The organism is Rhodococcus wratislaviensis (assembly GCF_041228765.1).
GTDB lineage: Bacteria > Actinomycetota > Actinomycetes > Mycobacteriales > Mycobacteriaceae > Rhodococcus_F > Rhodococcus_F wratislaviensis.
In genome coordinates this window covers 2,994,459-3,017,218 of sequence record NZ_CP150488.1, presented here as the reverse complement: position 1 = coordinate 3,017,218, position 22,760 = coordinate 2,994,459, and the positions used below count along the sequence as shown (strand labels likewise).

At 68.3% G+C, this 22,760-nt stretch carries 22 protein-coding genes and 1 pseudogene; 11 read left to right on the top strand and 12 right to left on the bottom strand.

Annotation, left to right across the window (positions count from 1 at the left end; translation table 11 throughout):
- Nucleotides 1–15: 15 nt before the first annotated feature.
- The 8 genes from WKC72_RS13775 to WKC72_RS13740 all read right to left on the bottom strand — a co-directional run bounded on the left by WKC72_RS13775 (nt 16) and on the right by WKC72_RS13740 (nt 9,744).
- Nucleotides 16–843, bottom strand: a complete 828-nt coding sequence (locus tag WKC72_RS13775) for a sugar phosphate isomerase/epimerase family protein (protein WP_370182948.1) — start codon at nt 841–843, stop codon at nt 16–18.
- Nucleotides 840–2,564 (bottom strand): FAD-dependent oxidoreductase, encoded by a 1,725-nt coding sequence (locus tag WKC72_RS13770; protein WP_370182946.1) that lies wholly within the window; start codon nt 2,562–2,564, stop codon nt 840–842. Before WKC72_RS13770 ends, WKC72_RS13775 begins: the two co-directional genes overlap by 4 nt.
- The gene (locus tag WKC72_RS13765; RefSeq protein ID WP_370182945.1) at nt 2,561–3,658 is read right to left on the bottom strand and encodes a Gfo/Idh/MocA family protein; all 1,098 of its coding nucleotides are present in this window, start codon (nt 3,656–3,658) and stop codon (nt 2,561–2,563) included. Before WKC72_RS13765 ends, WKC72_RS13770 begins: the two co-directional genes overlap by 4 nt.
- Nucleotides 3,658–4,455: an aldo/keto reductase gene (locus WKC72_RS13760; protein WP_370182944.1), complete on the bottom strand. Its 798-nt coding sequence runs from the start codon at nt 4,453–4,455 to the stop codon at nt 3,658–3,660. Before WKC72_RS13760 ends, WKC72_RS13765 begins: the two co-directional genes overlap by 1 nt.
- Nucleotides 4,452–6,401 (bottom strand): FAD-dependent oxidoreductase, encoded by a 1,950-nt coding sequence (locus WKC72_RS13755; protein ID WP_370182943.1) that lies wholly within the window; start codon nt 6,399–6,401, stop codon nt 4,452–4,454. The genes WKC72_RS13760 and WKC72_RS13755 overlap by 4 nt, the downstream gene beginning before the upstream one ends.
- Nucleotides 6,398–7,300 (bottom strand): shikimate dehydrogenase, encoded by a 903-nt coding sequence (locus WKC72_RS13750; protein WP_037238682.1) that lies wholly within the window; start codon nt 7,298–7,300, stop codon nt 6,398–6,400. Before WKC72_RS13750 ends, WKC72_RS13755 begins: the two co-directional genes overlap by 4 nt.
- A gap of 34 nt (nt 7,301–7,334) precedes the next feature.
- Complete coding sequence (locus tag WKC72_RS13745; RefSeq protein WP_037238679.1) at nt 7,335–8,699, bottom strand: MFS transporter; 1,365 nt, start codon at nt 8,697–8,699, stop codon at nt 7,335–7,337.
- A gap of 151 nt (nt 8,700–8,850) precedes the next feature.
- Nucleotides 8,851–9,744, bottom strand: a complete 894-nt coding sequence (locus WKC72_RS13740; protein ID WP_005252314.1) for a LysR family transcriptional regulator — start codon at nt 9,742–9,744, stop codon at nt 8,851–8,853.
- A gap of 134 nt (nt 9,745–9,878) precedes the next feature.
- Here WKC72_RS13740 and WKC72_RS13735 point away from each other — a divergent pair, with 134 nt between their 5' ends.
- From WKC72_RS13735 to WKC72_RS13700, 8 genes and pseudogenes are all read left to right on the top strand, one after another.
- A complete protein-coding gene (locus WKC72_RS13735) occupies nt 9,879–10,571 on the top strand; it encodes an SDR family NAD(P)-dependent oxidoreductase (RefSeq protein WP_112301856.1) in 693 nt (230 codons plus the stop codon).
- Nucleotides 10,572–10,603: 32 nt separating this feature from the next.
- A pseudogene (locus WKC72_RS13730) lies at nt 10,604–10,822 on the top strand (aldehyde dehydrogenase family protein); the annotation flags it as partial.
- Entirely contained in the window at nt 10,810–11,112 is a 303-nt protein-coding gene (locus WKC72_RS13725; RefSeq protein ID WP_370184359.1) for a tautomerase family protein, read from the top strand. The pseudogene WKC72_RS13730 and the gene WKC72_RS13725, both read left to right, overlap by 13 nt.
- A 321-nt stretch (nt 11,113–11,433) precedes the next feature.
- Nucleotides 11,434–12,795: an NAD(P)-binding domain-containing protein gene (locus WKC72_RS13720; RefSeq protein WP_370182941.1), complete on the top strand. Its 1,362-nt coding sequence runs from the start codon at nt 11,434–11,436 to the stop codon at nt 12,793–12,795.
- Nucleotides 12,792–14,129 (top strand): TRAP transporter large permease subunit, encoded by a 1,338-nt coding sequence (locus WKC72_RS13715; RefSeq protein ID WP_005250744.1) that lies wholly within the window; start codon nt 12,792–12,794, stop codon nt 14,127–14,129. The genes WKC72_RS13720 and WKC72_RS13715 overlap by 4 nt, the downstream gene beginning before the upstream one ends.
- Before the next feature lie 19 nt (nt 14,130–14,148).
- Nucleotides 14,149–14,424: a hypothetical protein gene (locus WKC72_RS13710; RefSeq protein WP_005560578.1), complete on the top strand. Its 276-nt coding sequence runs from the start codon at nt 14,149–14,151 to the stop codon at nt 14,422–14,424.
- Nucleotides 14,425–14,432: 8 nt separating this feature from the next.
- Entirely contained in the window at nt 14,433–15,416 is a 984-nt protein-coding gene (locus tag WKC72_RS13705) for a cyclase family protein (protein ID WP_370182939.1), read from the top strand.
- Between the two features lie 56 nt (nt 15,417–15,472).
- Nucleotides 15,473–16,237 carry an IclR family transcriptional regulator gene (locus WKC72_RS13700; protein ID WP_370182938.1) on the top strand — a complete coding sequence of 255 codons (765 nt, stop codon included), beginning with the start codon at nt 15,473–15,475 and terminating at the stop codon, nt 16,235–16,237.
- A 93-nt stretch (nt 16,238–16,330) separates the two neighbouring features.
- On the opposite strand, the gene WKC72_RS13695 is transcribed toward WKC72_RS13700, so the two are convergent.
- Both WKC72_RS13695 and WKC72_RS13690 read right to left on the bottom strand, forming a co-directional pair.
- Nucleotides 16,331–16,753 carry a WhiB family transcriptional regulator gene (locus tag WKC72_RS13695; protein ID WP_370182936.1) on the bottom strand — a complete coding sequence of 141 codons (423 nt, stop codon included), beginning with the start codon at nt 16,751–16,753 and terminating at the stop codon, nt 16,331–16,333.
- A 29-nt stretch (nt 16,754–16,782) separates the two neighbouring features.
- Nucleotides 16,783–17,430, bottom strand: coding sequence for a 4-carboxy-4-hydroxy-2-oxoadipate aldolase/oxaloacetate decarboxylase (locus WKC72_RS13690; protein ID WP_370182935.1), 648 nt, complete (start codon nt 17,428–17,430; stop codon nt 16,783–16,785).
- A gap of 352 nt (nt 17,431–17,782) precedes the next feature.
- On the opposite strand from WKC72_RS13690, the gene WKC72_RS13685 reads away from it, so the two are divergent.
- From WKC72_RS13685 to WKC72_RS13675, 3 genes are all read left to right on the top strand, one after another.
- A complete protein-coding gene (locus WKC72_RS13685; protein ID WP_370182933.1) occupies nt 17,783–18,664 on the top strand; it encodes a DUF1932 domain-containing protein in 882 nt (293 codons plus the stop codon).
- Between the two features lie 285 nt (nt 18,665–18,949).
- Nucleotides 18,950–20,332, top strand: coding sequence for an MFS transporter (locus WKC72_RS13680; protein WP_370182932.1), 1,383 nt, complete (start codon nt 18,950–18,952; stop codon nt 20,330–20,332).
- Between the two features lie 192 nt (nt 20,333–20,524).
- Nucleotides 20,525–21,187: a GntR family transcriptional regulator gene (locus WKC72_RS13675; protein WP_370182931.1), complete on the top strand. Its 663-nt coding sequence runs from the start codon at nt 20,525–20,527 to the stop codon at nt 21,185–21,187.
- A gap of 14 nt (nt 21,188–21,201) precedes the next feature.
- On the opposite strand, the gene WKC72_RS13670 is transcribed toward WKC72_RS13675, so the two are convergent.
- Together WKC72_RS13670 and WKC72_RS13665 are read right to left on the bottom strand one after the other, a co-directional pair.
- A complete protein-coding gene (locus WKC72_RS13670) occupies nt 21,202–21,921 on the bottom strand; it encodes a maleylpyruvate isomerase family mycothiol-dependent enzyme (protein WP_370182930.1) in 720 nt (239 codons plus the stop codon).
- An 11-nt stretch (nt 21,922–21,932) separates the two neighbouring features.
- Complete coding sequence (locus WKC72_RS13665) at nt 21,933–22,760, bottom strand: fumarylacetoacetate hydrolase family protein (protein WP_370182929.1); 828 nt, start codon at nt 22,758–22,760, stop codon at nt 21,933–21,935.

The window sequence follows — 22,760 nt, the reverse complement described above, 5'->3', positions numbered from 1 at the left end:
GGTAGCGCGGACAAGTCAGTGTCCGGTGGCCGCCGGAACCTGCGCGAGCACCTCCCGGGTGGCGGCGACCAGCTGCGCGAGCCACGCGTCCGTGCCGACGGCACGCCGGAGCGGCTCGTTGGGGAGTTCGATGCTCACCGGGAGACCCGCCGGCAACGTGGACCAGATGTCGGCGAGCGGGATGCCGCCCGACCCCGGAACGAGGCGCTCCTCGCGGGCCTGGCGGATCAGTTCGGCGTCGTCCGCAGGCGCAGGCACCGAGCCGTCGCACATCTGGGCGTAGTGCAGCCAGTCCCGCGGGATCGCCGCCAGGTCGTCGAGCGTGGTGCTCGACCGTCCGACGTGCAGCCCGTCGACCAGCACGCTGCGGGCAGGCCCGTCGGCCTGCGACACGATCTCGACCGCGGTGGCCGCGTCGGGCACGGCCGTCCACGGCATGAACTCGAGGCCGGCGACGATGCCGTACTGCGCGCACAGTTCCGCGAGACGGGCATAGGAGTCGGTGAGCCGGGAGCGGTCGCGGTCGTCGCCGCCGACGAGCACGGCCTTCGCGCCGAGCCGTGCGCCCGCCTCGAGCAGCGGAACGTACGATTTCGGATCGAAATCGGCTCCCAGCCGGATGATTTCGAGGTCGAACACCTCGATCGGCGAATCGTCGAGACGACGGATCAGCGCGTCGAGGGCGCCCTCGTCCTCGTGCAGCGGGTAGGCGGTGGTGCCGGGCGCGGCGGGCAGCAGCCGGATCCCGATGGTGTCGAAGCCGTGCTTCTCGGCGAGGTCCACCTGCTGCAGCGGCGCGGTGTCGAGCACGGTGAGCGCGGCGAGGCCGAGGGGGGCGGTCATCGCAGATCTCCTGTCGTCGAGGCGAGGCGGCGACCGGTGAGGTAGCCGAAGGTCATGGCCGGGCCGAGGTTGATGCCGCCGGACGGGTAGTGGCCGCCCATGACGCTGGACTGGTCGACCCCGACGGCGAACAGCCCGTCGATCGGCTGGTCGTCGTCGTTCAGCACCTGCGACGCCGAGTCGGTGACCAGACCGGCGAACGTGCCGAAGCTGCCGGGCACGACCTTGACCGCGTAGAACGGGCCCTCCTCGAGCGGTGCGAGGGAGGCATTGGGCCACGGGTTGTCGGCGTCCCCCGACCCGATGGTGAACGGTGTGGTGCCACGACCGAATTCGGGGTCGACGCCGTCGCGGGCGCCCTCGTTGAACGCTGCGACCGTCTTCTCCAGGCCGTCCGGGTCGACGCCGATCTTCTCGGCCAGCTCGCGCACCGTGCGGCCGCGGGTGAGGTACCCCGACGTCAGGTACGGCCACGTGGGGATCGGCAGCGGCTTGGCCATGCCCAGCGGGAAATACCGCAGGTACCGCTGGTCGGCGATCAGCCAGGAGCAGACCTCTTCGCCGTCGGGGACCTGGTCGACCATCGCGAGGGTGTAGTCGTGGTAGCCGAGGGCCTCGTTGACGAAGCGGCGGCCGTCGGCGAGTACGCCGATGGCGCCGGGCTTTCCGCGGTCGAGGATGTGCGGGAACACGCCCTCCTTGCCGTTGCGGTACCGGATGATCGACACCGGGCAGTACGCCACGGGCGACGCGACCGAGCGGTCGAGGCGCCCGCCGACCGATTCGCCGAGGGTGATGCCGTCGCCGGTGGTCGTGGACGGGGTGAGGGTCCAGTGTTCACGGCCCGTGGGTGTGCGGGGAAAGAGTTCGCGGCGCCGGTCGACGTCGCGACTGAAGCCGCCCGTGGCGAGGACGACTCCGCGGCGGGCGGACACGGAGTAGGCCCCGTCCGGGCCCTCGAGCCGGACACCGGTGACGGCGCCCGCGGAGTCGGTGGTCAGCGTGGTGGCCGCCGTGCTCACGCGGATCTCGACGCCGGCGTCGAGCGCCGACCGCAGCAGCCGGCCGACGAGCGCGGTGCCGTTGACGAGTTGCTGGCCGCGCCGCTTGGTGGCGAGGTCGAGCAGGTGCGTGGACACCCTGCGTGCGCAGTGCACGAACGCCTTCGCCGAACGCGTCGAGTGCAGGAAGGCCTGCAGGTCCGGGCCGGCCATGATGCCCATCCCGAGGAACGACGTCTCGTAGAGCTGCCGCCGGAGCAGCGCCGCGACGTCGGGGCCGAGCTTGCGGAGGCTCACCGGCTTCGGCCCGACGGAGCGGTGCCCCGTGCCCGCACCCGGTGTGTCGCCGTGGATGTCGGCGATCTTCGCGCCCGGAACGAACTGCAGGGCCGTCTTCTTTTCGAAGAACTCGACCATCTCGGGTGCGCCGTCGAGCAGGGCGTCGACCTTGGCGGCGTCGAAGTTCTCCCCGAGTCGGTGCTCGAGGTAGGTGCGCGGCAGCGAGCGGTCCTCGTTCACGCCGTCCGCCTGCGCGAACAGGTTCCGCGGCGCCCACATCCAGCCGCCGGACCATGCCGTCGCGCCGCCGCAGGTGTCCGCCTTCTCGACGACGAGGACGGAGGCGCCCCCGTCGGCTGCGGCGACGGCGGCGGACAGGCCGCCCGCTCCGGAGCCGATGACGACGACGTCATAGGTGGCGGTGGTGTGTGCGGGGGTCATGGCGTCTCCTGAGCGGATGTTGTTGCGAAAGTCTGTGCGGGCGTGAGGTCGACGACCCGGCCGGTGCGCGAGGACTCGTAGATCGCCGCGACGATCGCCAGCGAGGCGCGCGCGTCGCGTCCGGTGACGGCGGGGTCGCGACAGGTCAGGACGGCGTCCGCGAAGTCCTGTACCTGGAGTGTGTGGAAGTCGGCGAGTCCGGCGTTGACTTCGGTGACGTCGAGATTGGCGCGGACGTCGGGTGTGAACGGGGCACGGAACTCCACTTCGCCGGGGACTGTCCAGATCTCGTTGACGCCCTCCCTGCCCTCCTGGAATTCGAGGACGCTCGCGATCGCACCGGTCTGCCCGATGACGGTGACCCGGTTGCCGAGGTTGTGGTTGGCGCCGGTGGTCGCGGTGACGGTGGCAGTGCCGCCCGACGCGAACGAGACGACGGCCGACGCACTGTCTTCGGTCTCGATGTGCTCGCCGTGCGTGTGGGTGCGGATGAAGCCGCTCACCGAGACGGCCTCACCCATGAACCACTGGAGCATGTCGATCTGGTGCACGGCCTGTGTCATGAGGACACCGCCGCCGTCGGTGTCCCACCGTCCACGCCACTCGTCGGCGGAGTAGTAGGACGACGGGCGGTGCAGAAGGACCGACGCCTCACCGAGCACCGGAACGCCGATCCGGCCGTCGTCGATGGCCGCCCTGATGCGCTGCGCGGCCGGCCAGAATCGACGCTGGAACAGCACACCGAACGTGATGCCGGCGCGGTCGGCGGCCGCGATCATCCGGTCGGCTGCGGCGACGTCGACGGCGATCGGCTTCTCGCACAGCACGTGGATCCCGGCCTCCGCCGCCGCGACGACCACCTGCTCGTGCACCGGATGCGGGGTGCAGACGGTGCACGCATCGAGGCCGAGGGCGATCAACTCCTCCACCGAACCGACGGCGCGGGCGATGCCGTGTGCGGCGGCGAACTCGCGGGCGCGGTCGACGTCGGGGTCGCAGCAGCCGACCACCTCGACGCCGGGCACCTGCTGCAGGGCCCGGGCGTGGTTGCCGGCGATCTTTCCGCAACCGACGATGCCGATACGTAGTGCCATCAGTAGTGCTCCTCCGTTTCGACGTCCCGGGCCGCGGACTCGCCGCGGTCGAGACGGTTCAGGGCGTCGATGTCCGCGGCGGTGAGACGCACGTCGAGGGCGGCCAGGTTCTCGGCCTGGCGGGCGGGATTCGCGGATCTCGCGACCGGCACGACACTGTGCGCGAAGTGCCAGGCCAGGACCACCTGTGCGGGGGTGTGGTCGAGGCGCCGGGCGATGTCGGTGACCACGGAGGCACCGAGCACGTCGCCGCGGCCCAGCGGGCTCCACGACTGCGTGAGCACGCCGAGTTCGTCGTTCGCGCGCCGGACGGGCAGCCGGGCGAGCGACGGGTCCATCTGGATCTGGTTGACCGCGGGCGCTTCTCCGGTTTCGGTGACGACGCGACGCAGGTGCGTCTCCAGGAAATTGGAGACGCCGACGTAGCGGACGAGGCCGGCGTCGCGGCACGCGAGCATCGCCTCGAACGCCGCCACGTACCTGTCGTGGCGTGGCAGCGGCCAGTGGATGAGGAACAGGTCGAGCCGATCGAGTCCCAGATTCTTCAGGCTGCGCTCGACCGCGCCGCGGATGTCACCCGACACGTGATCGCTCCCACGCAGTTTCGTGGTGACGAACAGCTCCTCGCGGGGCAATCCGCACTCCGCGAGCGCCACACCCACGGCGTCCTCGTTGTCGTAGATCGTGGCGGTGTCCACGAGTCGGTAGCCGGCTTCGATGCCGGACAGCACGGCCCGGGTGGCGTCCGGGCCGGTCAGTGGCCAGGTCCCGAGACCGAGGGGCGGGATGTCCATCATGCGTTGACCTCCTCGCGAGCATCGGCGGCCGCGGTGATCGTCGCGGCGACGTCGGCTGCGGTGACGAGAGCGGCGTGGATGGAGCCGCCGTCACCGCTCGCGTCACCGACCGTGTGGACGCCGAGTCGCGGTGCCGGCGACCGCAGTGCGGCGAGCAGGTCGGTGCGCGGTTCGACGCCGTGCGAGACCAGCAGCTCGCCGGGGGCGTCGACGATCCGTTCTGCACCTCCCGTGGAGATCACTACCCGGTCTTCCTCGACCCGTGTCACGATCGACGACAGGTGGGTGGTGAGGTTCGCACTCGCCGCGAGCCGCGGCAGCAGCACGATCTTGCCGCGTCGGCCGACGTCGTGGGCAATCGTCTCCTGCGGGCCGATCATGACCACCTTCGTGCCGTGCTGGAGCAGGTCGTCGGCGACCGCGGCCGCTTCCCGGTCGGCGCCGAAGATCGTGATCGCCTCGGGTGCCGGGTCCCCGGATTCCAGGAACTCGCGAACGTCGCGAACCCTCCGGGTGTCGGCCCCGGGGAGGTCGACCGCGGGTCCGCGGCCGCCCGTCGCGAGCACGACGGCGTCGAAATCCAGGCCGGCCAGTGCGGCGGCGTCGACCCGGGTGCCGGTGTGGCAGGTGATGTCGAGGTCGGCGATCTCGGCGAGGTACCAGTCGACGATCCTCGCGTACTCGGGATATTCGTGCAGCCGGGAGGCCAATGCGAAATCACCACCGAGGCTGTCACGTTCGTCGTACAGGTCGACGCGGTGCCCGGCGAGCGCGAGGTCGCGGGCGGCCGCCATGCCCGACGGCCCGCCGCCGACGACAGCGACGCGCACCGCCACGTCCGCCGGCTTCGACGGCTGCTCGAGTTCGCGGCCCACCCACGGATTGACCGAGCACGGAACGGGTCCGGCGGCGAGGCTGTCGATGCAGTAGTTGCAGGCGATGCACGGCCGGTACCGGCCGCCTTCCAGCGCGCGGTTCGGGAAGTCCGGGTCCGCGTGCAGGGTGCGGGCCATGCTCACGAAGTCGGCCTGCCCGGATTCGATGATCTGCGCCGCGACCTCGGGTGAGCTGATCCGGCCTGCGACTCCGACGGGGAGGTCGAAGTCCCTCGTGTACTGCTCGGAGAACGGGGCGAGGAGTCCGCGCGGCCACTCGCCGGGCTGGATGATCCACTGCCCGGATTCGTAGTTGCCGGCGGAGACGTCGAGGAAGTCGAGCCGGTCGGTGTCGATCGCGTCGATGCGGGCGCGGGTCGTCTCGGCGTCGAGACCGCCGTCGACGGCTTCGAACGCCGAGAACCGCAGTCCGAGAGCGATACCCGGTGCCATTGTGCGCACGGCGTCGATCACCGAGTTGACGAACAGCGCCGGATCGGCCCACTCGTCGTCGCGGTGGTTGTACGCCGGCGAGAGGAACTGGTGGATGAGATAGCCGTGACCGCCGTGCAGCGAGATCACGTCGACCCCGGCCTGCTGACAGCGCGCGGCGGCCTCGCCGAAGCATTCGATGATGTGCTCGATGTCGTCGCCGTCGAGTTGCTCGGGCATTTCGCCGCCGACCACCGCGCACGGGATCGGTGACGGTGCGACGGGGACGAATCCGCTGACGGAACCCTGCGCGGTGCGGCCGCCGTGATTGAGTTCGACGCCGACGAGCGCACCGTGCGCGTGGATCGCCTCGGCCATCTTCGCGATGCCCGGGATGCGTTCGTCGACGTCCACACCCATCTGCCGGATACGGCCCTTGCCGTCGGCCCGCACGTAGCTGGCCTCGGTGAAGACGAGTGCTGCGCCGCCCGCCGCACGGCGCTCGAGGTACGCGATGTACTCGTCGGTCATCGTGCCGTCGACCTCGCAGTAGTTGCGCTCCATCGGCGCCGACACGAAGCGGTTGCGCAGTCGCACGTTACCCAGGTCGAGTGGTGCGGCGAACGGACGCGCGGTCATCGGGACTCCTCGAGTACGGTCGGGGCGCACTGATCGGCGAGCAGTTCGCCGAGGTGACGTCGCATGCGGTCGGGGTCGGGCGTGACCCCGGTGAGGAGGGCGAACGTGTCGGCCGCCTGAGCGACGAGCATCTGACCGCCGTCGAGCACGTCGCAGCCGAGAGCGGTTGCTGCCGCGACGAGTTCGGTCCGCAGGGGGCGGTAGACGATGTCGGCGACCCACAGGCCGGGATGGAGCGCGTCGGTGTCGAACGGCGTTCCAGGATGTCCGACCATGCCGATCGGAGAGGCGTTGACGACACCGTCGCAGTGCTCCAGGTTCGCTTCGATCGTGTCGAGGGGGATGGCCGTGACCCGCGTCTGCGGGAAGGCCGCCGCGAGGCGCGTGCAGACGTCCGCTGCTCGGGCCGGGTCGAGGTCGGCGACCCGCAGGTCCGTCACTCCTGCGGCGGCGAGCGCGTAGGCGACGGCCGAACCGGCACCGCCCGCACCGGCGAGGACGACGCGGCCGAGCGCGGCATCGGGCAGTCCCCGGCGCAGCGCCGCGAGGAATCCGCTGTGGTCGGTGTTGTGACCGATCAGCCGTCCGTCACGGACGACGACGGTGTTGACGGCGCCGAGAAGTCGTGCGTTGTCGGATAATTCGTCGAGGGAGTCGACGACCACCTGCTTGCACGGGTGGGTGACGTTGAGTCCGGTGCAGCCCGCTGCGACGGCCTGCCGCAGCGTGTCGCCGGAACTGTCGACGGGGATGCCCTCCGCCGCGACGTCGATCAGGTCGTAGCGGTAGTCGGTCAGGCCGAGGGCGGCGGCCTCGTGTTCGTGCAGCGCCGGCGACAGGGACGTGGCGATCCCTGCCCCGACGAGGCGGATCCGGTGCCGGGTGGATACGGGGTGCATGAAAATCTCCTGCAGTGGTGAAGGTCCGGTCCGGTCAGGCGTCGTTGCGGACGAGCGCCTGGTGCCGGGTGCCGACCGTCGTCGCGCCGGGTTCGCCGAGCTGTTCGGTGGGGGTGCGGTACGTCTCGGGACCGGTGAGCGCGGCGACCGACGACAGCAGCGCAAAGCCCAGGCACATCCAGGCGACCGGGGTCCAGTTCGCGGTGTCGCCCGCCGACAGCCACTGCGCGATGGCCGGGGTGAAACCGGCCACCAACAGTCCCAGCATGAGACTCACGGCCATTCCGGTGTACCGGACCTTGGCGGGGAACTGCTCGGGGAAGTACGCCGGGTACACGCCGTTGGGCATCGCGTAGAACAGGCCGATCAGGACGATGCCGGCCGCGAACACCATCGGCGCGCTACCCGTTCCGATGGCGTGGAAGAACACGAACACCATGCCCGCGGAACCGACGGCGCCCGTCACGAACACCGGTTTGCGGCCGATCCGGTCGGCGAGCATTCCGAACAGCGGCTGGGTGAGAACGGCGACGAAGTTCGCGGTGGCGATCGCCCACAGCATCGTGGAGCGTTCGAGCCCGGCGACCTGCACGGCGTACGCCAGCGCGAAGACGTTGACGATCGTGTTGATCATCGCGAATGTCGCGCTGAGGCTGATGCGGATCACGGTGCGCCAGTGTGAGCGGAACATCTCCACGACGGGGATGCCCGCCGTGTCGTCGTGTTCCTTCAGCTCTTCGAAGACCTCCGGCTCGTCGAGCTTGCGACGCAGCCAGACCGCAACACCCGTCACGACGATGCTGAGCAGGAAGGGCACACGCCAGCCCCACGAGTAGAGCGCGTCGTCCGGCAGCGCGGCCACGGGAATGAACACCAGGCTCGAGATGACGATGCCGAACATGATGCCGCTCATGGTGAACGAGGTGTAGAACGAGCGACGGTTGTCCGGTGCGTGTTCGAGCGTCAGCGCGGACGATCCTGGTGATTCGCCGCCGGCGGACAGGCCCTGCAGCAATCGCAGGAGCACCAGGATGATGGGCGCGGCGATACCGATCTGGTCGTACGTGGGCAGGCAGCCGACGACCACCGTCGCGATACCCATGAGCAGGAGACACGCCAGCAGCGAATTCTTGCGCCCGTACCGATCCCCGAGATGTCCCCACAGCACTGCGCCGAGTGGACGCGCGATGTACGCCACGCCGAGCGTGCCGATCGACAGCAGGGTCGCCGTGGCTCCTCCGCCGGGGAAGAAGATCCGCGGGAAGACCAGCGCTGCCGCGGACCCGTAGATGAAGAAGTCGTAGTACTCGAGCGTGCTGCCGAGGAATCCCGAGACGGCGGCCCGGCGGGCGTTCTCGTTCGGTTGTCCCCCGGTGTCGCGAGTAGACGTGCTTGCCATGGTGTTCCTTTCGTCCCAGGGATCCGGTGCGCCGCGAGGCTTCTTCGGAGGTGATCCACCTCACACGAAGTTCCGGACCGTGACGAGCGTGTCATGGCGGACTATGCGCAGTCCAGCGCAAAAAAAGTCTTAGATATAGATCGAAAACATCCTAATCTGGAGTCGGGAGAATGTCCTCCGACACCGCGAGGGCCACCCGGAGCGCGTCGGAGACCCGGCGCGGCGACCAGGCGAGTCCGTGGTTCATGTAGATCGGCTCGCCGGTGAGCGGCACGAACACCGTGCCCGGGGGCGTGAGCGCGGCAATGCCCGACGTCATGAGCGCCACGCCGACACCCGTCGCCACCAGCATCAGGATCATGTACGGGTCGGTGATCTCCTGCACCACGCGGGGACGGAAGCCCGCATCGACGCACGCCCGCATCGCGACCTCCTGCAATGCCGAGCCGGCCGACAGCGGTGTCGTGACGAACCCGTCCTCGGCCAGGTCGCGCAGGTCGATCTCCGGCTCCGACGCGAGCGGGTGGTCCGCCGGGAGCACGGCCCCGAACGGCTCGCGGCGGATCAACCGGGTGGACACCGAGGCCGTCTCGACGGGAAGACCGACGAACGCGAGATCGAGTGCGCCACTGTCCAGTTGAGTGATGGCGTCACGGGTCATGATGCGGCCGACGAGGGTGAGTTCGATGTCGGGGTAGCGCTGCCGGAGCGCGCGGGTGAGCGGGGGCAGGGACAGATGATTGAGCACGCCCGTGAAGCCGATCTTGATGCGGCCGTACACGCCCCCGGCGGACGCACGGGTGGCCTGCCGCGCGATGTCGACGCTCTCGAGAATCCGGTAGGCGTGCGGCAGGAACGTGTGGCCGGCCGACGTCAGGGCGACACTGCGGGTGCTCCGCTCGAACAGCGGCACGCCGATGTCCTTCTCGAGTTTGCGCACCGTCTGGCTCAGCGGCGACTGGGCCATCTGAAGTCGCGCGGCGGCCCTGCCGAAATGCAGTTCTTCGGCGACGGCGACGAACGCTTGCAGCCAGCGAATCTCCATCGGATTCCCTTCGGCGAGTTTGACGAGTGTGGCTCAGCCCATATATTCCAATTCGTACACAGTGCGAAACCAATCATTCTGATTTCGCACATAGACCAAGACTAATACGCACACAGTCGCGAGGAGAAACCACCATGGCTACGTATCCCGAGGGCGCCACCGCGCTCGTCACCGGCGGAGCGAGCGGAATCGGTGCGGCGTGCGCGAAGCGCCTCGCCGACGCCGGGGTCCGCGTCGTCACCGCCGACGTCGCCACCGGGGCCGACGAGCACCTCGACGTCACCGACGCCGACGCCGTCGAGAACCTCGCCGCCAGGCTCGGCCGCGTCGACATCCTCGTCAACAGCGCCGGCGTCGTGGGACCGTCCGCTCCTCTGGTCGACGTCGACCTCGAAGACTGGCGCCGCACGTTCCGGATCAACGTCGACGGGACGTTCCTCCTCTGCCGCGCGTTCGTGCCGGCCATGGCCGACGCCGGCTGGGGGCGGGTGGTGAATCTGGCGAGCATCGCGGCGAAGGACGGGAATCCCAACCAGAGCGCGTACTCGGCGTCGAAGGCGGCCGTCATCGCGCTGACGAAATCGCTCGGCAAAGAGGTCGCGAAGACCGGTGTCCTGGCCAACGTGGTGGCACCCGCCGCCGTGGAGAGCCCGATGAATGCCGGCACCGACCCGGCGATCCTCGCGCGGTCGCAGAGCCTGACCCCGATGGCCCGGATGGGACGGCCCGAAGAAATCGCGGAACTCGTCGCATGGCTGTGCTCGGAGGCGCTCAGCTTCTCGACCGGCGCCGTCTACGACGCGAGCGGTGGCCGGGCGTCGTACTAGCGGGGCACTCGCTCCGGCCAGTTCGGCAATAAACCGCCATGTTCACCAACGACGGCGGCGCCGCCCGACAGTTCCAGAACGAAGTCGAGCTCGGCATGGTCGGCATCAACGTCCCCATCCCCGTCCACACCGCGTACTCCCCCTTCGGTGGCGGGAAGAACTCCCTCTTCGGCGACACCCACGCCCACGGCACCGAAGGCGTCCACTTCTTCACCCGCGGCAAGGTCGTCACCAGCCGCTGGCCCGACCCCGAGACCGCTACCAGATCATCTCCGAGCGCAAGCCGGGTCAGATCATCGCCGAGGACACCGGGCTCGACATCACGGTCGGGCAGGTGGCAGCCCGACAGGGCCGCAGCGCGGCGCAGCAGAAGGCCATGTATCGGGTACTCGCTGATCGCTTGCACACCGAGACCGATTTGGCGCCAACCGATGTGATCGGGGCAGCCCCGTTCACCGCACCGCTGAACGTATCCGCGTCCCCGCCGCCGATGCTCACGACGACGAACTCCTCAGTGGCGCCCGCATCCACCTCGGCGTGATGACCCACTATTCACAGGCGCGCGGGTTCCCGGATTTTCCGGTCCTCCCCTGCCACTCCGCGCGCGAATTCCCGGTCAGCCTCGATTCCCGTGCGCCGGCTGCAAATCCTCGTTGCTCTACGAATCGCGAACCCACTCGACGGTAGATACGAACCTGCACGTCAGCACGCCGAATAGCGCGGGGTCCTGCGCTGTCCCCGCGTGCGGTGGTCACTTTCGCGCTCAATCCCTCTCAACTCTCGATGCCTTGACAACGGCGATGCAGTGTGACCACCATTACCGCATCATGTGATAGAGGTTATCACAGTATGAGAGGAAATTATGAAGGTTGCGATCCTCGGCTTGGGCGAAGCCGGAAGTCTCTACTCGTCGGGATTCCTCGCGAAGGGCTGGGAGGTGACCGGGTTCGACCCGGCCGACACCGCCACCCCCGCGGGAGTGCTGCGCTTCGACGACGTCGCCGAGACCGTGCGGGGTGCGGATCTGGTGCTGAGCCTGACCAGCGCGAAGGTGGCGGTGCGGGCGGCGACCGACGCCGCACCGCATCTGTCGGACGGCATTTGCTACGCGGACATGAATGCCGCGCCGGCCGAGATCAAGGCGCAGGTCGCCGACGTGGTCGGCGCGGCCGGCGCTGCGTTCGCCGATGTCGCGGTGGTCGGGTCCGTCCCCGCCCACGGGGCGCGTACCGCCCTGGTGGTCAGCGGCGACGGATCGACCGCGGCGGCCACGTATTTCGAGGCGCTCGGCGCCGCGGTCGAGGACATCTCCGGTGCGCCCGGGGACGCGTCGAACCGCAAGCTGCTGCGCAGCACGTTCATGAAGGGCCTCGGCGCGTTGATCGTCGAATCGGTCGATGCCGGGATCGCTGCCGACGCCGAGCAGTGGGTGCGTGCGCAGATTGCCGGTGAGCTGTCCGGCAGCTTCTCGGCCCTGGACCGGCTGCGGGACGGCACCCGCAAGCACGCCGCCCGACGCTCGGTGGAGGCGGCCGCCTCGGTCGAGCTCCTCGACACCCTGGGGGTCCGTCCGGTCCTCGCGTCCGCCACGGCCGAGGCGCACCGCACCCTGGCCGATGCGAATGGACGCGCCACCGACGAGTTGCTCGAGGCCTACGCCGGGCTCCCGGTCGCCAACATCGGCGACGCCCGCCAGCGCATGGGCATGGTCGATTCGGGTATCCATGCCATGTGGAAGGGTGCACGGATCGTCGGCCGTGCCCGCACGGTGTGGACCCGGGCCGGCGACAACAAGGCGCTGCACGAGGCGCTGGCGAAGGTGCAGCCTGGTGAGGTGATTGTCATCAACGGACAGGGCGACCAGAATCGGGCCTTGATGGGTGAGTTGATCGCCGAACGCGCCCGCTCCCGCGGCTGCGTCGGCATGATCATCGACGGCGCCGCCCGCGACATCGATGTCCTGCAGGAGATTGGTTTCGGTGTGTGGGCTCGCGCGGTGAACCCGTCCGGCCCCTACAAGGACGGTCCCGGCAAGATCGACGTCCCGGTCGCGGTCGGCGGTGTCGTCTGCGCCCCCGGCGATCTGGTCGTCGCGGACGACGACGGCGTCATCATCATCCCGGCGGCCGAAGCGTTCACCAGCCTGGCGGGTGGCCGGGCGGTCGAAGCCGACGAGGCGCAGCGTCGCGCCGCGATCATCGCCGCCCGGAAGGTCGCGGCATGATTGCCATCTGGGCGTTGCTGGCGTTCATCGCGTCCATCGTCTTCTGGAATGCGGTGCTCAAACGCAACATCGGTGAGGCGATGATCGTCGGGTTCGTCGTCGTCGGGGCCTTCGCGGGCCGTGACGCCCCCAAGTACATGTGGGAGGGCTTCGTCAATTCGATGCAGGAGGAAGTGACGTTCGCCGGGCTGGCGTTCATCTTCATGAGCTTCATCCTCGCGAAGACCCCGGTGCTGGACCGGCTCATCGACATCCTCAACTCGTTCCTCGGCCGCCTGCGCGGCGGCCCGATCTACACGTCCACCGTCGCCGGCGGCATGTTCGGTGCCATCGCGCACGTCGGTGCCTCGGTCACCGCCGCGGTCGGCTCGGTCACCGTGCCGTGGATGAAACGCTCCGGCGTGAGCGGCGAACTGTCCGCGACGGTGGTGGCCGGCTGCGCGGGCATGGGCGTGACGTTCCCGTTCAGTGCGACCATGTTCATCCTGGTCGGGTCGAGCACCGTCACCGGGATGATGGCCGCCGACGACATCATCGTTCCGCTCGCCATCGCCGGCCTCTGGTGCCTCGGCTACCGGCTGGTGCTGAGCTACTACCTGGTCCGCAAGAACGGCCTGCAGCCGATCGCCCCGGAGGACCGGATCCCGGTCAAGCGGAGCCTGCGGGTCGGGTGGACCTCGCTGTTGCTGTTCGTCCCGATCCTGATCCCGTTGCTGCTCACCCGCGGTCCGATCGCCGCACCCATCGCGCACTACACCGACCTGGTGATGTCGAGCGCTCTGAGCCTGATCACCTGGATTCCCGTCCTGATGATCCTGCTGGTGCTCTTCCTCGGGCGCCGGCATCTGCCCAAAACCAGCACGGGCTGGTGGAAAGTCCTCGGCGACGCCGCCCCCCAGTTCGGCGTCATCGGTATCACCATCGTGGCCGCGTTCTCCGCCTCGGCGGTGCTCGCCAAGCTGAAACTGCCTCAGCAGCTGACCGCGATGCTCGAAAGCCTCAGCGCACCGTCCTGGCTGATGGCGATCCTCGTCGGGATCATCATCGTCATCATCGCGATCCCGCTGACCGCCTCTGCCACCATGGCCTCGGTCGGCCCCGTCGCCGTCGCCGCCCTGGTCGGCACGGGTATCGCCGCCCCCGTCGCCGCGGCCGCCGTCTTGGTCTTCGCGTCCACCGAGGGCGCCTCCCCGCCCTCGGGCGCTCCCATCTACGTCGCCTCCGGTATCGCCCGGATCGACCCGTCGAAGATCTTCATGCCGCTCCTGAAGTACTACTGCATTCCCATCCTCGGCATCGGGGTATTGATCGCCCTCGGCCTCCTCCCCGTCTAATCCCGCGACAGGACACGTCATGTTCCAGAAAAGCTTCTCTACCCTCTTCCGCATCAGCGTCGTCGCGTTCCTGCTCGGCGGACTGGCGATCGTGCTCGGCCAATCCGTCGGACTGATCCTCGGCGACGGCGTCGTCGTCACCCACGTCGAGGAATTGCTCGCCCCTTACGCCTACGGTGCCGCAGGCATCGCCGGACTGCTCGCCTTCGTCTTGTCGTACTTCCACCACGGCGGAGAGGAGGACGCCCTCGGAAACGAGGACTCTCCCGCCCGCACCGCCGAACACGTCGGATGACCGGGCCGATGAGCACGATCGGTGCCGACTCCACCTACGCCGACCTGTGCGCCCGCACCGACGGCGCCCCGGCCGGGTCGAGCTGGGGAGTCTTCGACAACGGGGACCGGGGGACGGCGAACTTCGCCGGCCCCGAGCAGGTCCGCGACGCCGCCACCCTGGTCACCCGGGGTGCGGTGTTCGCCCTCGACTATCCGCTCGGGGCGTTCGACCCACCGATGGCCCGGACGCGCACGGCGCCGAAGCACACCATCGTCTCCGCGCACGCCGAATCCCGCGACGACCTACTCGACGGTTTCTACCTGCAAGCCAGCAGTCACCTCGACGGATTGCGCCACCGACGGGTGTCCGGGCACGGCTTCTATGGCGGTATTCCCGACGACCAGGTCACAGAAGGATCCCCGGCGCTCGGGATCCAGGCCTGGTCGCAGGATCCGATCGTCGGCCGCGGCTTGCTCCTCGACCTCGAAGCGCTTCACGCCGAACGCGGGCATCCCCTCGACCACACCCAGGGTCCGGCGCTCGACCCTGCCGACCTGGACGCCGCCGCGCAGCGCCAAGGCTGCGAGATCCGCGGCGGTGACCTGATTCTCGTCCACACCGGCTGGGCGCACTGGTACCTCACCGCCACCGACGACCAACGAAACGAGGTCCGCTCCGGTCGCCGCTCCACCGGCTTCGCACAGAGCCACTACCTCGCACAGTGGTTGTGGAACAACAAGATCGCGCTCTTCGGCACCGACACCTTCGCCGTCGAAGTTCTCCCCGTCCTCCCCGACAGCCCGTTCATGGAGTCAGCCCCCGAGGATGCCGGCATGATGCACCAGGAACTGATCGGCAAACTCGGCGTCCCCCTCGGCGAGCTGTGGAACCTCACTGCACTCGCCGAGGACAGCCGCCGCACCGACACCTGGGACGCCCTGGTCACCGTCAAACCGCTCAACTTCCTCGGCGGGGTCGGTTCGCCCTGCAACGCGACCGCCATCCGCTGACAGGTTTATCGCACAATGATAAGTTTCATCGAAAGTAGGTGAATCGAGGAGGAAAAATGGCGGCGCCGACCAACAACATGCGATCACTGGACCGCGCGTTCGACGTGCTCGGGGTCCTCCAGGAGGCCAAGCAGCCCCTCCGGCTCAGCGAAGTCGCCCGCCACGCCTCACTGCACGTCGCCACCGTGCAACGGATCCTCGGCGTGCTCCTCGAACGCGGGTACGCCGCCCGCATCGGCGACACCTACACCGCCGGCCCCGCTGCGCTCGCGGTCGCGCACGCGTTCATGGTCACCAACCCGCTCAGCGTCCTTGCCCAGCCCACGCTGCAGCAGCTCGCCGCGAGTACGGGGTTCACCGCGTCGATGTACGTGAAGGTCGAGTCCTCCCGAGTGCTCATCGCCCGAGTGGAAAGCGACAACCCGCTCAACTACATCCTCCCCGTCGGTGAGCGCCTGCCGCTCTACCTGGGCGGCGCCGGGAAGACGATCCTCGCTCATCTCGACACCGCGGAGGTCGACGAGATCCTCGGCGGTGTCGGCGACATGGCATTGGCCAGCGGTGCGACCATGTCGAAAGCGGAACTGTTCGCCCAACTCGACAAGATCCGCAGCGACGGCTTCGCCGTGTCCGTCAGCGAACGCCTCTACGGCATCGCCTCCGTCACCGCCCCCGTCCGGGCCTCCGACGGCACCCTCGTCGCCGTCCTCGGCGTCACCGGACCCACCGACACACTCACCGACACCCAGATCGACCACCTGATCCCCGAAGTCCGTCGCGCCGCCACCACTCTCGGCACACGGGTACCCGTCGCCGGCTAGCAGGACAGTTCGCTTCCGGCCGACGATTCCTGTTCCGAGCGCTTCCCCAACAGGCAAACCAGCAATCGGGGCAATGGCCAAACCTGCACGTAGTCAAGACATCATCGCCTTCGCCCAAACCTGGGCACCGTTCGGCGGTGTTCGCCGCACCGGGTTATGCCCGGGCGCCGAGTGTTTCGAGGAAATCCGCAATGGTCGCTTCTGACCGTTCCGTGCGGTTGCGTCGCGTGGTGGCGAGTCGGGATCGTGCCATCGCCGGTCTGCTTCGGAGGTGCCACCCCAGACGCCGTAGGGTTCGCCCACGGTGATCGCGTGGGTGTGGCACTCGCGTTGCACGGGACAGGCGGCGCAGACGGCTTTCGCCTGCCGTTCGCGGCGGATGCGCGCGCCCCGGCCTTCGCCGTCGTGGGCGAAGAACAGCTCCTCGCCGGTGTCCCGGCACCGAGCCTCCCTCTGCCAGTCCCAGACCTCGGTGCGGGGTGACGGTAGGCGCGGGGTCAGGCTGAGTGAAGACATCGTCTCGCCTCCAGTTCGGTCAGTCGGCGTCAGTTCGGGAAGTAACTGCTCAGGGTCCCGGTCAGACCGAGGAGTTCGACGGTGGAGGCGCCCTCGGCGATCCGTTCGCGGAACCTGGTTTCCTTGTCCTCGCGGGCCTGGGCGCGTTCGAGGGCGGATTCGACCTCATCAGCGCGGACGACGACCAGGCCGTCACGGTCCCCGACGATGATGTCGCCGTTGTGAACAGTGGTGCCCGCGATATCGACGGGCTGGCCGATGCTGCCCTTGTAGGCCTTGGTCGTGCCCCGGATCGACAGGCCCTGGGCGAAGAGCGGGAACTTCATGTCGATGATCTCCTCCGCGTCGCGGACCGCGCCGTGGATGACCAGGCCGGCGATCCCGACCTTCTGCGCTGCCGCGGTGAGCACGTCACCCCAGGCTCCGGCGTCGGGGAATCCACGCGCATCGGCGACGAGGATGTCGCCGGGGCGGGCGTGCTGCAGGGCGGCGTGCAGCATCAGGTTGTCGGCGGGACCGGCATCGACCGTGAGCGCGGGTCCGGCGAGCTTCATCGACGGATCGATCGGCTTGATCACGGCATCGATGGAACCGCGCTGCCCCTGCGCCTCGTAGATGGTGGCGGCGCCGAGCTCGCGGAGCCGGGCAAGTTGTCCGTCGGTGGGTCGAGTGCTCATGATGTTCTCCATTTTTCTGCGCGGTTGTGTCGCCGCGCCCTGCGGTTGCTCTGCCGAATCGGTTGCGGCTCAGCAGATATGAGGCGTGACCGGCAGGCTGCTGCCGGGCGGTCAGGGGTGGAGCGTCGGATTCATGGAGGCGGTCCGGTGCTGCGCGGTCGGCGCGGGTCACCGGCGCCGGAGCGCGAGGGCTTCCACCGTTGCCGGGTGCGGTGGCACCTGGTAACCGATCCGACAAAAAAGTACATTATCAGAACAATCTCTGTCATCATAGGGATTCGATCAGGTAGTTGACGGGCCGTTGCCGGACTATCGCTCATATTTTGTACTCACTCTGAGGTAGGAGAAGACCATGAAGTTGGCGATCATCGGATGTGGTGAAGTGGGCCGCCTGTATGCCCGGGCCGCGGCGGAGTCTTTTGAGGTGGTGCTCTGCGATGCGTATCCGTCCCCGGCGGCGCGTGAGCTGGCGGTCGAGATGGGCATGTCGTTGCACGAGCGCGCCGGCGACTGGCTCGCCGGTGTGGACCGGGTCTGGTCGTGCGTGACCGGCGACGTCGCCGCGGCGGTGGCCGAGCAAGCCGGGAGCTTCCTGGCACCGCGTGCGTTGTTCGTCGACCTGAGTACCGCCACCCCCGCCGACAAGCGCTTCTCGGCGGACTTCCTGCGCGGCAGAGGGATCGAGTATGCGGATGCGGTGATCATGGGCGCCATCGGCATGACGGGCCTGCGCACGTCCCTGCTGGTCTCCGGGGACGCCGCCGAGGCGGCGGTCGCCGACTTCACCACGATCGGGGCACCGTCACGGGCGCTGGAGAACGCCCGCCCCGGGGATGCGGCGGCATTGAAGTTGTTGCGCACCGTGCTGACTAAGGGAGTCGAGGCGCTGGCGGTCGAGTGCCTGGTGTCGGCGGAGAAGCAGGGCGTGCGCGAGGAGCTCTACCGAGTGCTCGGTGACATCGACACCCAGGGATTCACCGCCTTTCTCGATGCGGTGGTGCGCAGTCACCTCCTGCACGCCGAGCGCCGCTCGCACGAGGTCGAACGTGCCGTCGCCCAGCTCGACCAGGCTCATCTGCCCTCATCGGTGCTTGCGGGCACGCGCACGCTCTATGAGCGCACGGTGCATTCACTGGCCGCCCACCCGCCCGGACCGGATGCCGCGGCGTCCATCGATTCCGCGCTCGCGTGGCTGCTCAGCGTGTCCGAGGCCGACGCCTCCGCCGTCGCCTGACCCTCGTCTCTTCCCTCTGGCCGACCCGCAACAGCTCAGGGTCGGCCAGAGGTCGTGCCGCGTCCGGAGGCAGCTCTGGACTCAACAATATGGGGGACAAAATTGGAATTGTGGCACCAGTCACGTGGGGGTATTGCCAAGATTGTTCTCAGATTGTATGTTCTTAACAGATCGAGTGTGGCGCGCAACACAGCCTGATGCGGTCCGCCACGATGGCGGAGTCCAATCCCACGGGATGAACGCACGCTCTCGACTTCCCAGCAGCTTGTACGAAGGAGTCCACCGATGTCCCGTGACCTGGACGCGCCCGAGGTCGGCGCCTACCGCAGTGCGGTGATCCGCAAGATCAAGATGCGGGTCCTGCCATTCCTGGTGGTGCTCTACATCATGGCGTTCATCGACCGCGCCAACGTCGGATACGCCGCGCTGGAGATGAACGCCGACCTCGGGATCACCAAGGCGCAGTTCGGGCTCGCCGCGGGATTGTACTCCATCGGGTACTTCCTGTTCGAGGTGCCGAGCAACATGCTGATGCGCAGGGTCGGCGCCCGCAAGTGGATCGCCCGCATCCTCTTCAGCTGGGGCGCCGTAGCCGTCCTGACCGGGTTCGTGCACGACTTCACCCAATTAGCAATCGCACGAACGGTTCTCGGTATCGCGGAGGCCGGCTTCTTCCCCTGCGTGCTGCTGTACCTGACGTTGTGGTTCCCCGAACGTGAACGCGCCCGCGTCGTCGCCCAGTTCATGATCGCCCTGCCGGTGGCCACCCTCATCGCGGGCCCACTGTCCGGGATGATCCTCGATCACGTGCACTGGTTCGGCGTCGAGAGCTGGCGCTGGGTGTTCATCCTCGAGGGCATCCCCGCTGTCATGCTCGGCTTCGTCACCCTGTTCGTCCTGGTCGACGGCCCGCACAAGGCCAAGTGGCTCACCCGCGACGAAGCGGACTGGCTGACCGAGACCATCGACGCCGAGAACCGGGCCAAGGCCGCCGCCCACGGCCAGGTGTCGTTCCTACGCAGCCTCGCCGGGATCCGCACCCTGTCCCTGTCGTTCATCTACTACAGCAAGTCCGTCGCGATCTACGTCCTCGCCTTCTTCACCCCCAGCATCGTCGCCGGCCTCGGTGACAAGCTCAGCAACACCTCCGTCGGGTTCATCACCGCACTCCCGTACGCCGCCGCCGCGATCTTCATGGTCTGGTGGGCCCGGCACTCGGACCGAGGCGGTGAACGCCGCTGGCACGTCGGAATTCCGCTGCTCGTCGCCGCCGCCGGCCTGGTATCGATGGTCTTCGTCCAGGACAGCCTGTGGTTCTCTGTGATCCTGCTCGTCGTCATCACCGTCGCCGTCTACGCCACCTACGGACCGTTCTGGGCGCTGCCCTCGTTGTTCCTGACAGGACCCGCCGCCGCCGTCGGCCTGGCCTCGATCAACTCGCTCGCCAACCTCGGCGGCTTCGTCGGACCCTTCGGCTTCGGTGCCCTCGAAACCGCCACCGGCGGCATCTACTGGGGCCTGTCCATCGTCGCAGCCATGCTCATCATCGCTTCGGGCCTGGTCACCCGCCTCCGGTTCGTCCGCGAGGCCGAGGCCAAGGCCCGCGAACTCGCGGCCACCGACGCCGCCCGGGAGTTATCCGACAAGGACGACGTCCGCGTCTCCTGACCCACCCTCACCCATCCGCACTGGGCGGGCTCGCCTCGGCGAGCCCGCCCAGACCCATCAGAAAACAGTACGATCGAAGTACAATCTGACTAATCGCAGCGGTCTACAAGCCCCGCCACCGTCTGCGCTCCGGCCAACCCCGGTACGGACGCCCGCCGCACCGGGGGATAACGCAGACAGAGGAGACACCCGATGGCTCAATCGAGTTCGATGGTCTACGAACTGGTCCGGAGCCGAATCATGGCCGGACACTACGCGCCGGGCGCGCACCTCACCGAGGGGCAACTCTGCGACGAATTCGATGTCAGCCGCACCCCGGTCAGGGCCGCACTCCGCCGCCTCACCGAGGAAGGACTGATCCAGACCGAACCACATCGCGGTGCCTTCGTCGCGCAATGGACCCGCTCCGACGTCGACGAAGTCTTCGAACTGCGCTGCATCCTCGAATCGCGAGGCGCGGGCCTGGCCGCGGCACGCCGATCCGCGGACGAGTGCGCGGAGCTGCGCAAGTCCGTCGACGAAATGACGAAGATCGCCGAAGCGAAGAAGTCCACCTACAAAGACGATCTGCACCACAACAACCGAGAGTTCCACCTGCTCGTCCTCTCGGCCGCACGCTCACCTCGCCTGTACAAGATCGCCGAACAACTCGCCTACACCTCGGTCACCCTCGGAACCTACTTCTACTACTCCGACACCGACATCGCCCGCAGCATCCAATTCCACCGCGACATCACCGACGCCATCGCCGCACAGAATCGCACCGTCGCAGAATCCCTCATGTCCGCCCACATCGGCGTCGGACACGTCGCCTTCGACGCCGGACGTTTCGGACAATCACAGCCGGACGACTGAGACACAGTTGTAAATCAGAGCCAACGGGGCGGTTCCCCGACTCCGCCGTCGATGCTCACGCCGACGGTGCCGCGTCCGGCGGCCCACCGCACGACCGCGGCGAGGGGACCGGACACCTTGCCGGCCGGTGGTGTATCCGGCTGCACCGCAACCGGTTCACCCCCGTCGACCGCGAGTATCAGGCCGGCGCCGAGGTCCTTGCGCCGCCACATTCCGACGATGTCGGTGAGCAACGACTCGAGGACGATGTCGGGGAAGTCGCCGAACCGGCCGCCGTTGCCGAGGTCGACCGCATGAATCCAGACCTCCCGGGTGCGCATCCACGCCGTCTCCGACACCGGCACCGTCCGGCCCTGCGCGGTCCGCACCTGCGCATCCCACGCCGAGGCGGGCAGGGTGCGCCACTTCTCGTCGAGCCGGGCGACGGTGTGATCGAACAGGTTCCGCAACGCCGCCGCCGACAGGGTGGCACCCTCGGCGATCTCCCGGCCCCGCTGCTCCGCCGACGCATACATCGGGGTCTGCACCCCCGACGCCGCCCAGTCCAGCAACCGGCACAACGCGGCCGCGTTGTACCCGACGTGCGCCACCAGATGTCGCCGCGACCACCCCGCCAACCCGGTCGGCTCGGACAGTTGCTCGTCGGACAGTTCGGCGAGGCGTTGCGCGAAGTAGGCGGTGCCGCGGCGCGCGATCAGCAGCCGCTCGGACACATCGAGATCGTGAAAGCCCACCGGGTGCACCCCTATTTGACGATCGTCGTGTTGCGGACGGTGCCCAGGCCCTCGATGGTGACCTCGACGGTCTGCCCGTCCTGAATGTAGAGCCCGGGCTTGCGGGCGTGCCCGACCCCGCCCGGGGTGCCGGTGATCACCACGTCCCCGGGCTGCAACGTCACGATGTGCGAGATGTACTCCACCAGCCTGGCCGGGGTGAACACCAGATCGTCGGTGGTGGTGGACTGCACCACCTGCCCCTCCAGTGTCGTCTCCAGTGTCCCGCCGAACGTGTAGGAGTCGGTGGTCGTCAGGAACGGCCCGAAGCCGCTGGTCTTCTCGAACGTCTTGCCCTGATCCCACTGCAGCGTCCGGTACTGGTAGTCGCGCATCGTGTAATCGTTCATCACCGAATACCCGGCAATGTAGGACTCGGCGTCGGCCTCGGACACCTGGTACGCCTGCCGGCCGACGACGAACGCCAACTCCCCCTCCCAGTCCAGCTGGGCGGCGGCATACGCCGGGACGATCACGTCGTCGTACGGGCCGGTCAACGCTTCCTTGAACTTCGCGAACAGGGTCGGATACTGCGGCAGATCGCGGCCCATCTCCTGGATGTGGTTGGCGTAGTTGAGGCCGACGCAGATGATCTTCCCCGGGTGCGGGACCACCGGGGCGTAGTCGGCGCCGTCGAGGTCGACGGTGGCACCGGACGCGTTGTCCGCGATCGACCTCCAGTCCGGGTCGGTCAGCAGGGCGGACAGGTCCGGATACCCGTCGATGATCGTGCCGGTGGTGTCGGAATCGACGCGGACGGCGACAGTACTACCGCCGCGGCGCAGGGTGGCAAGCTTCAT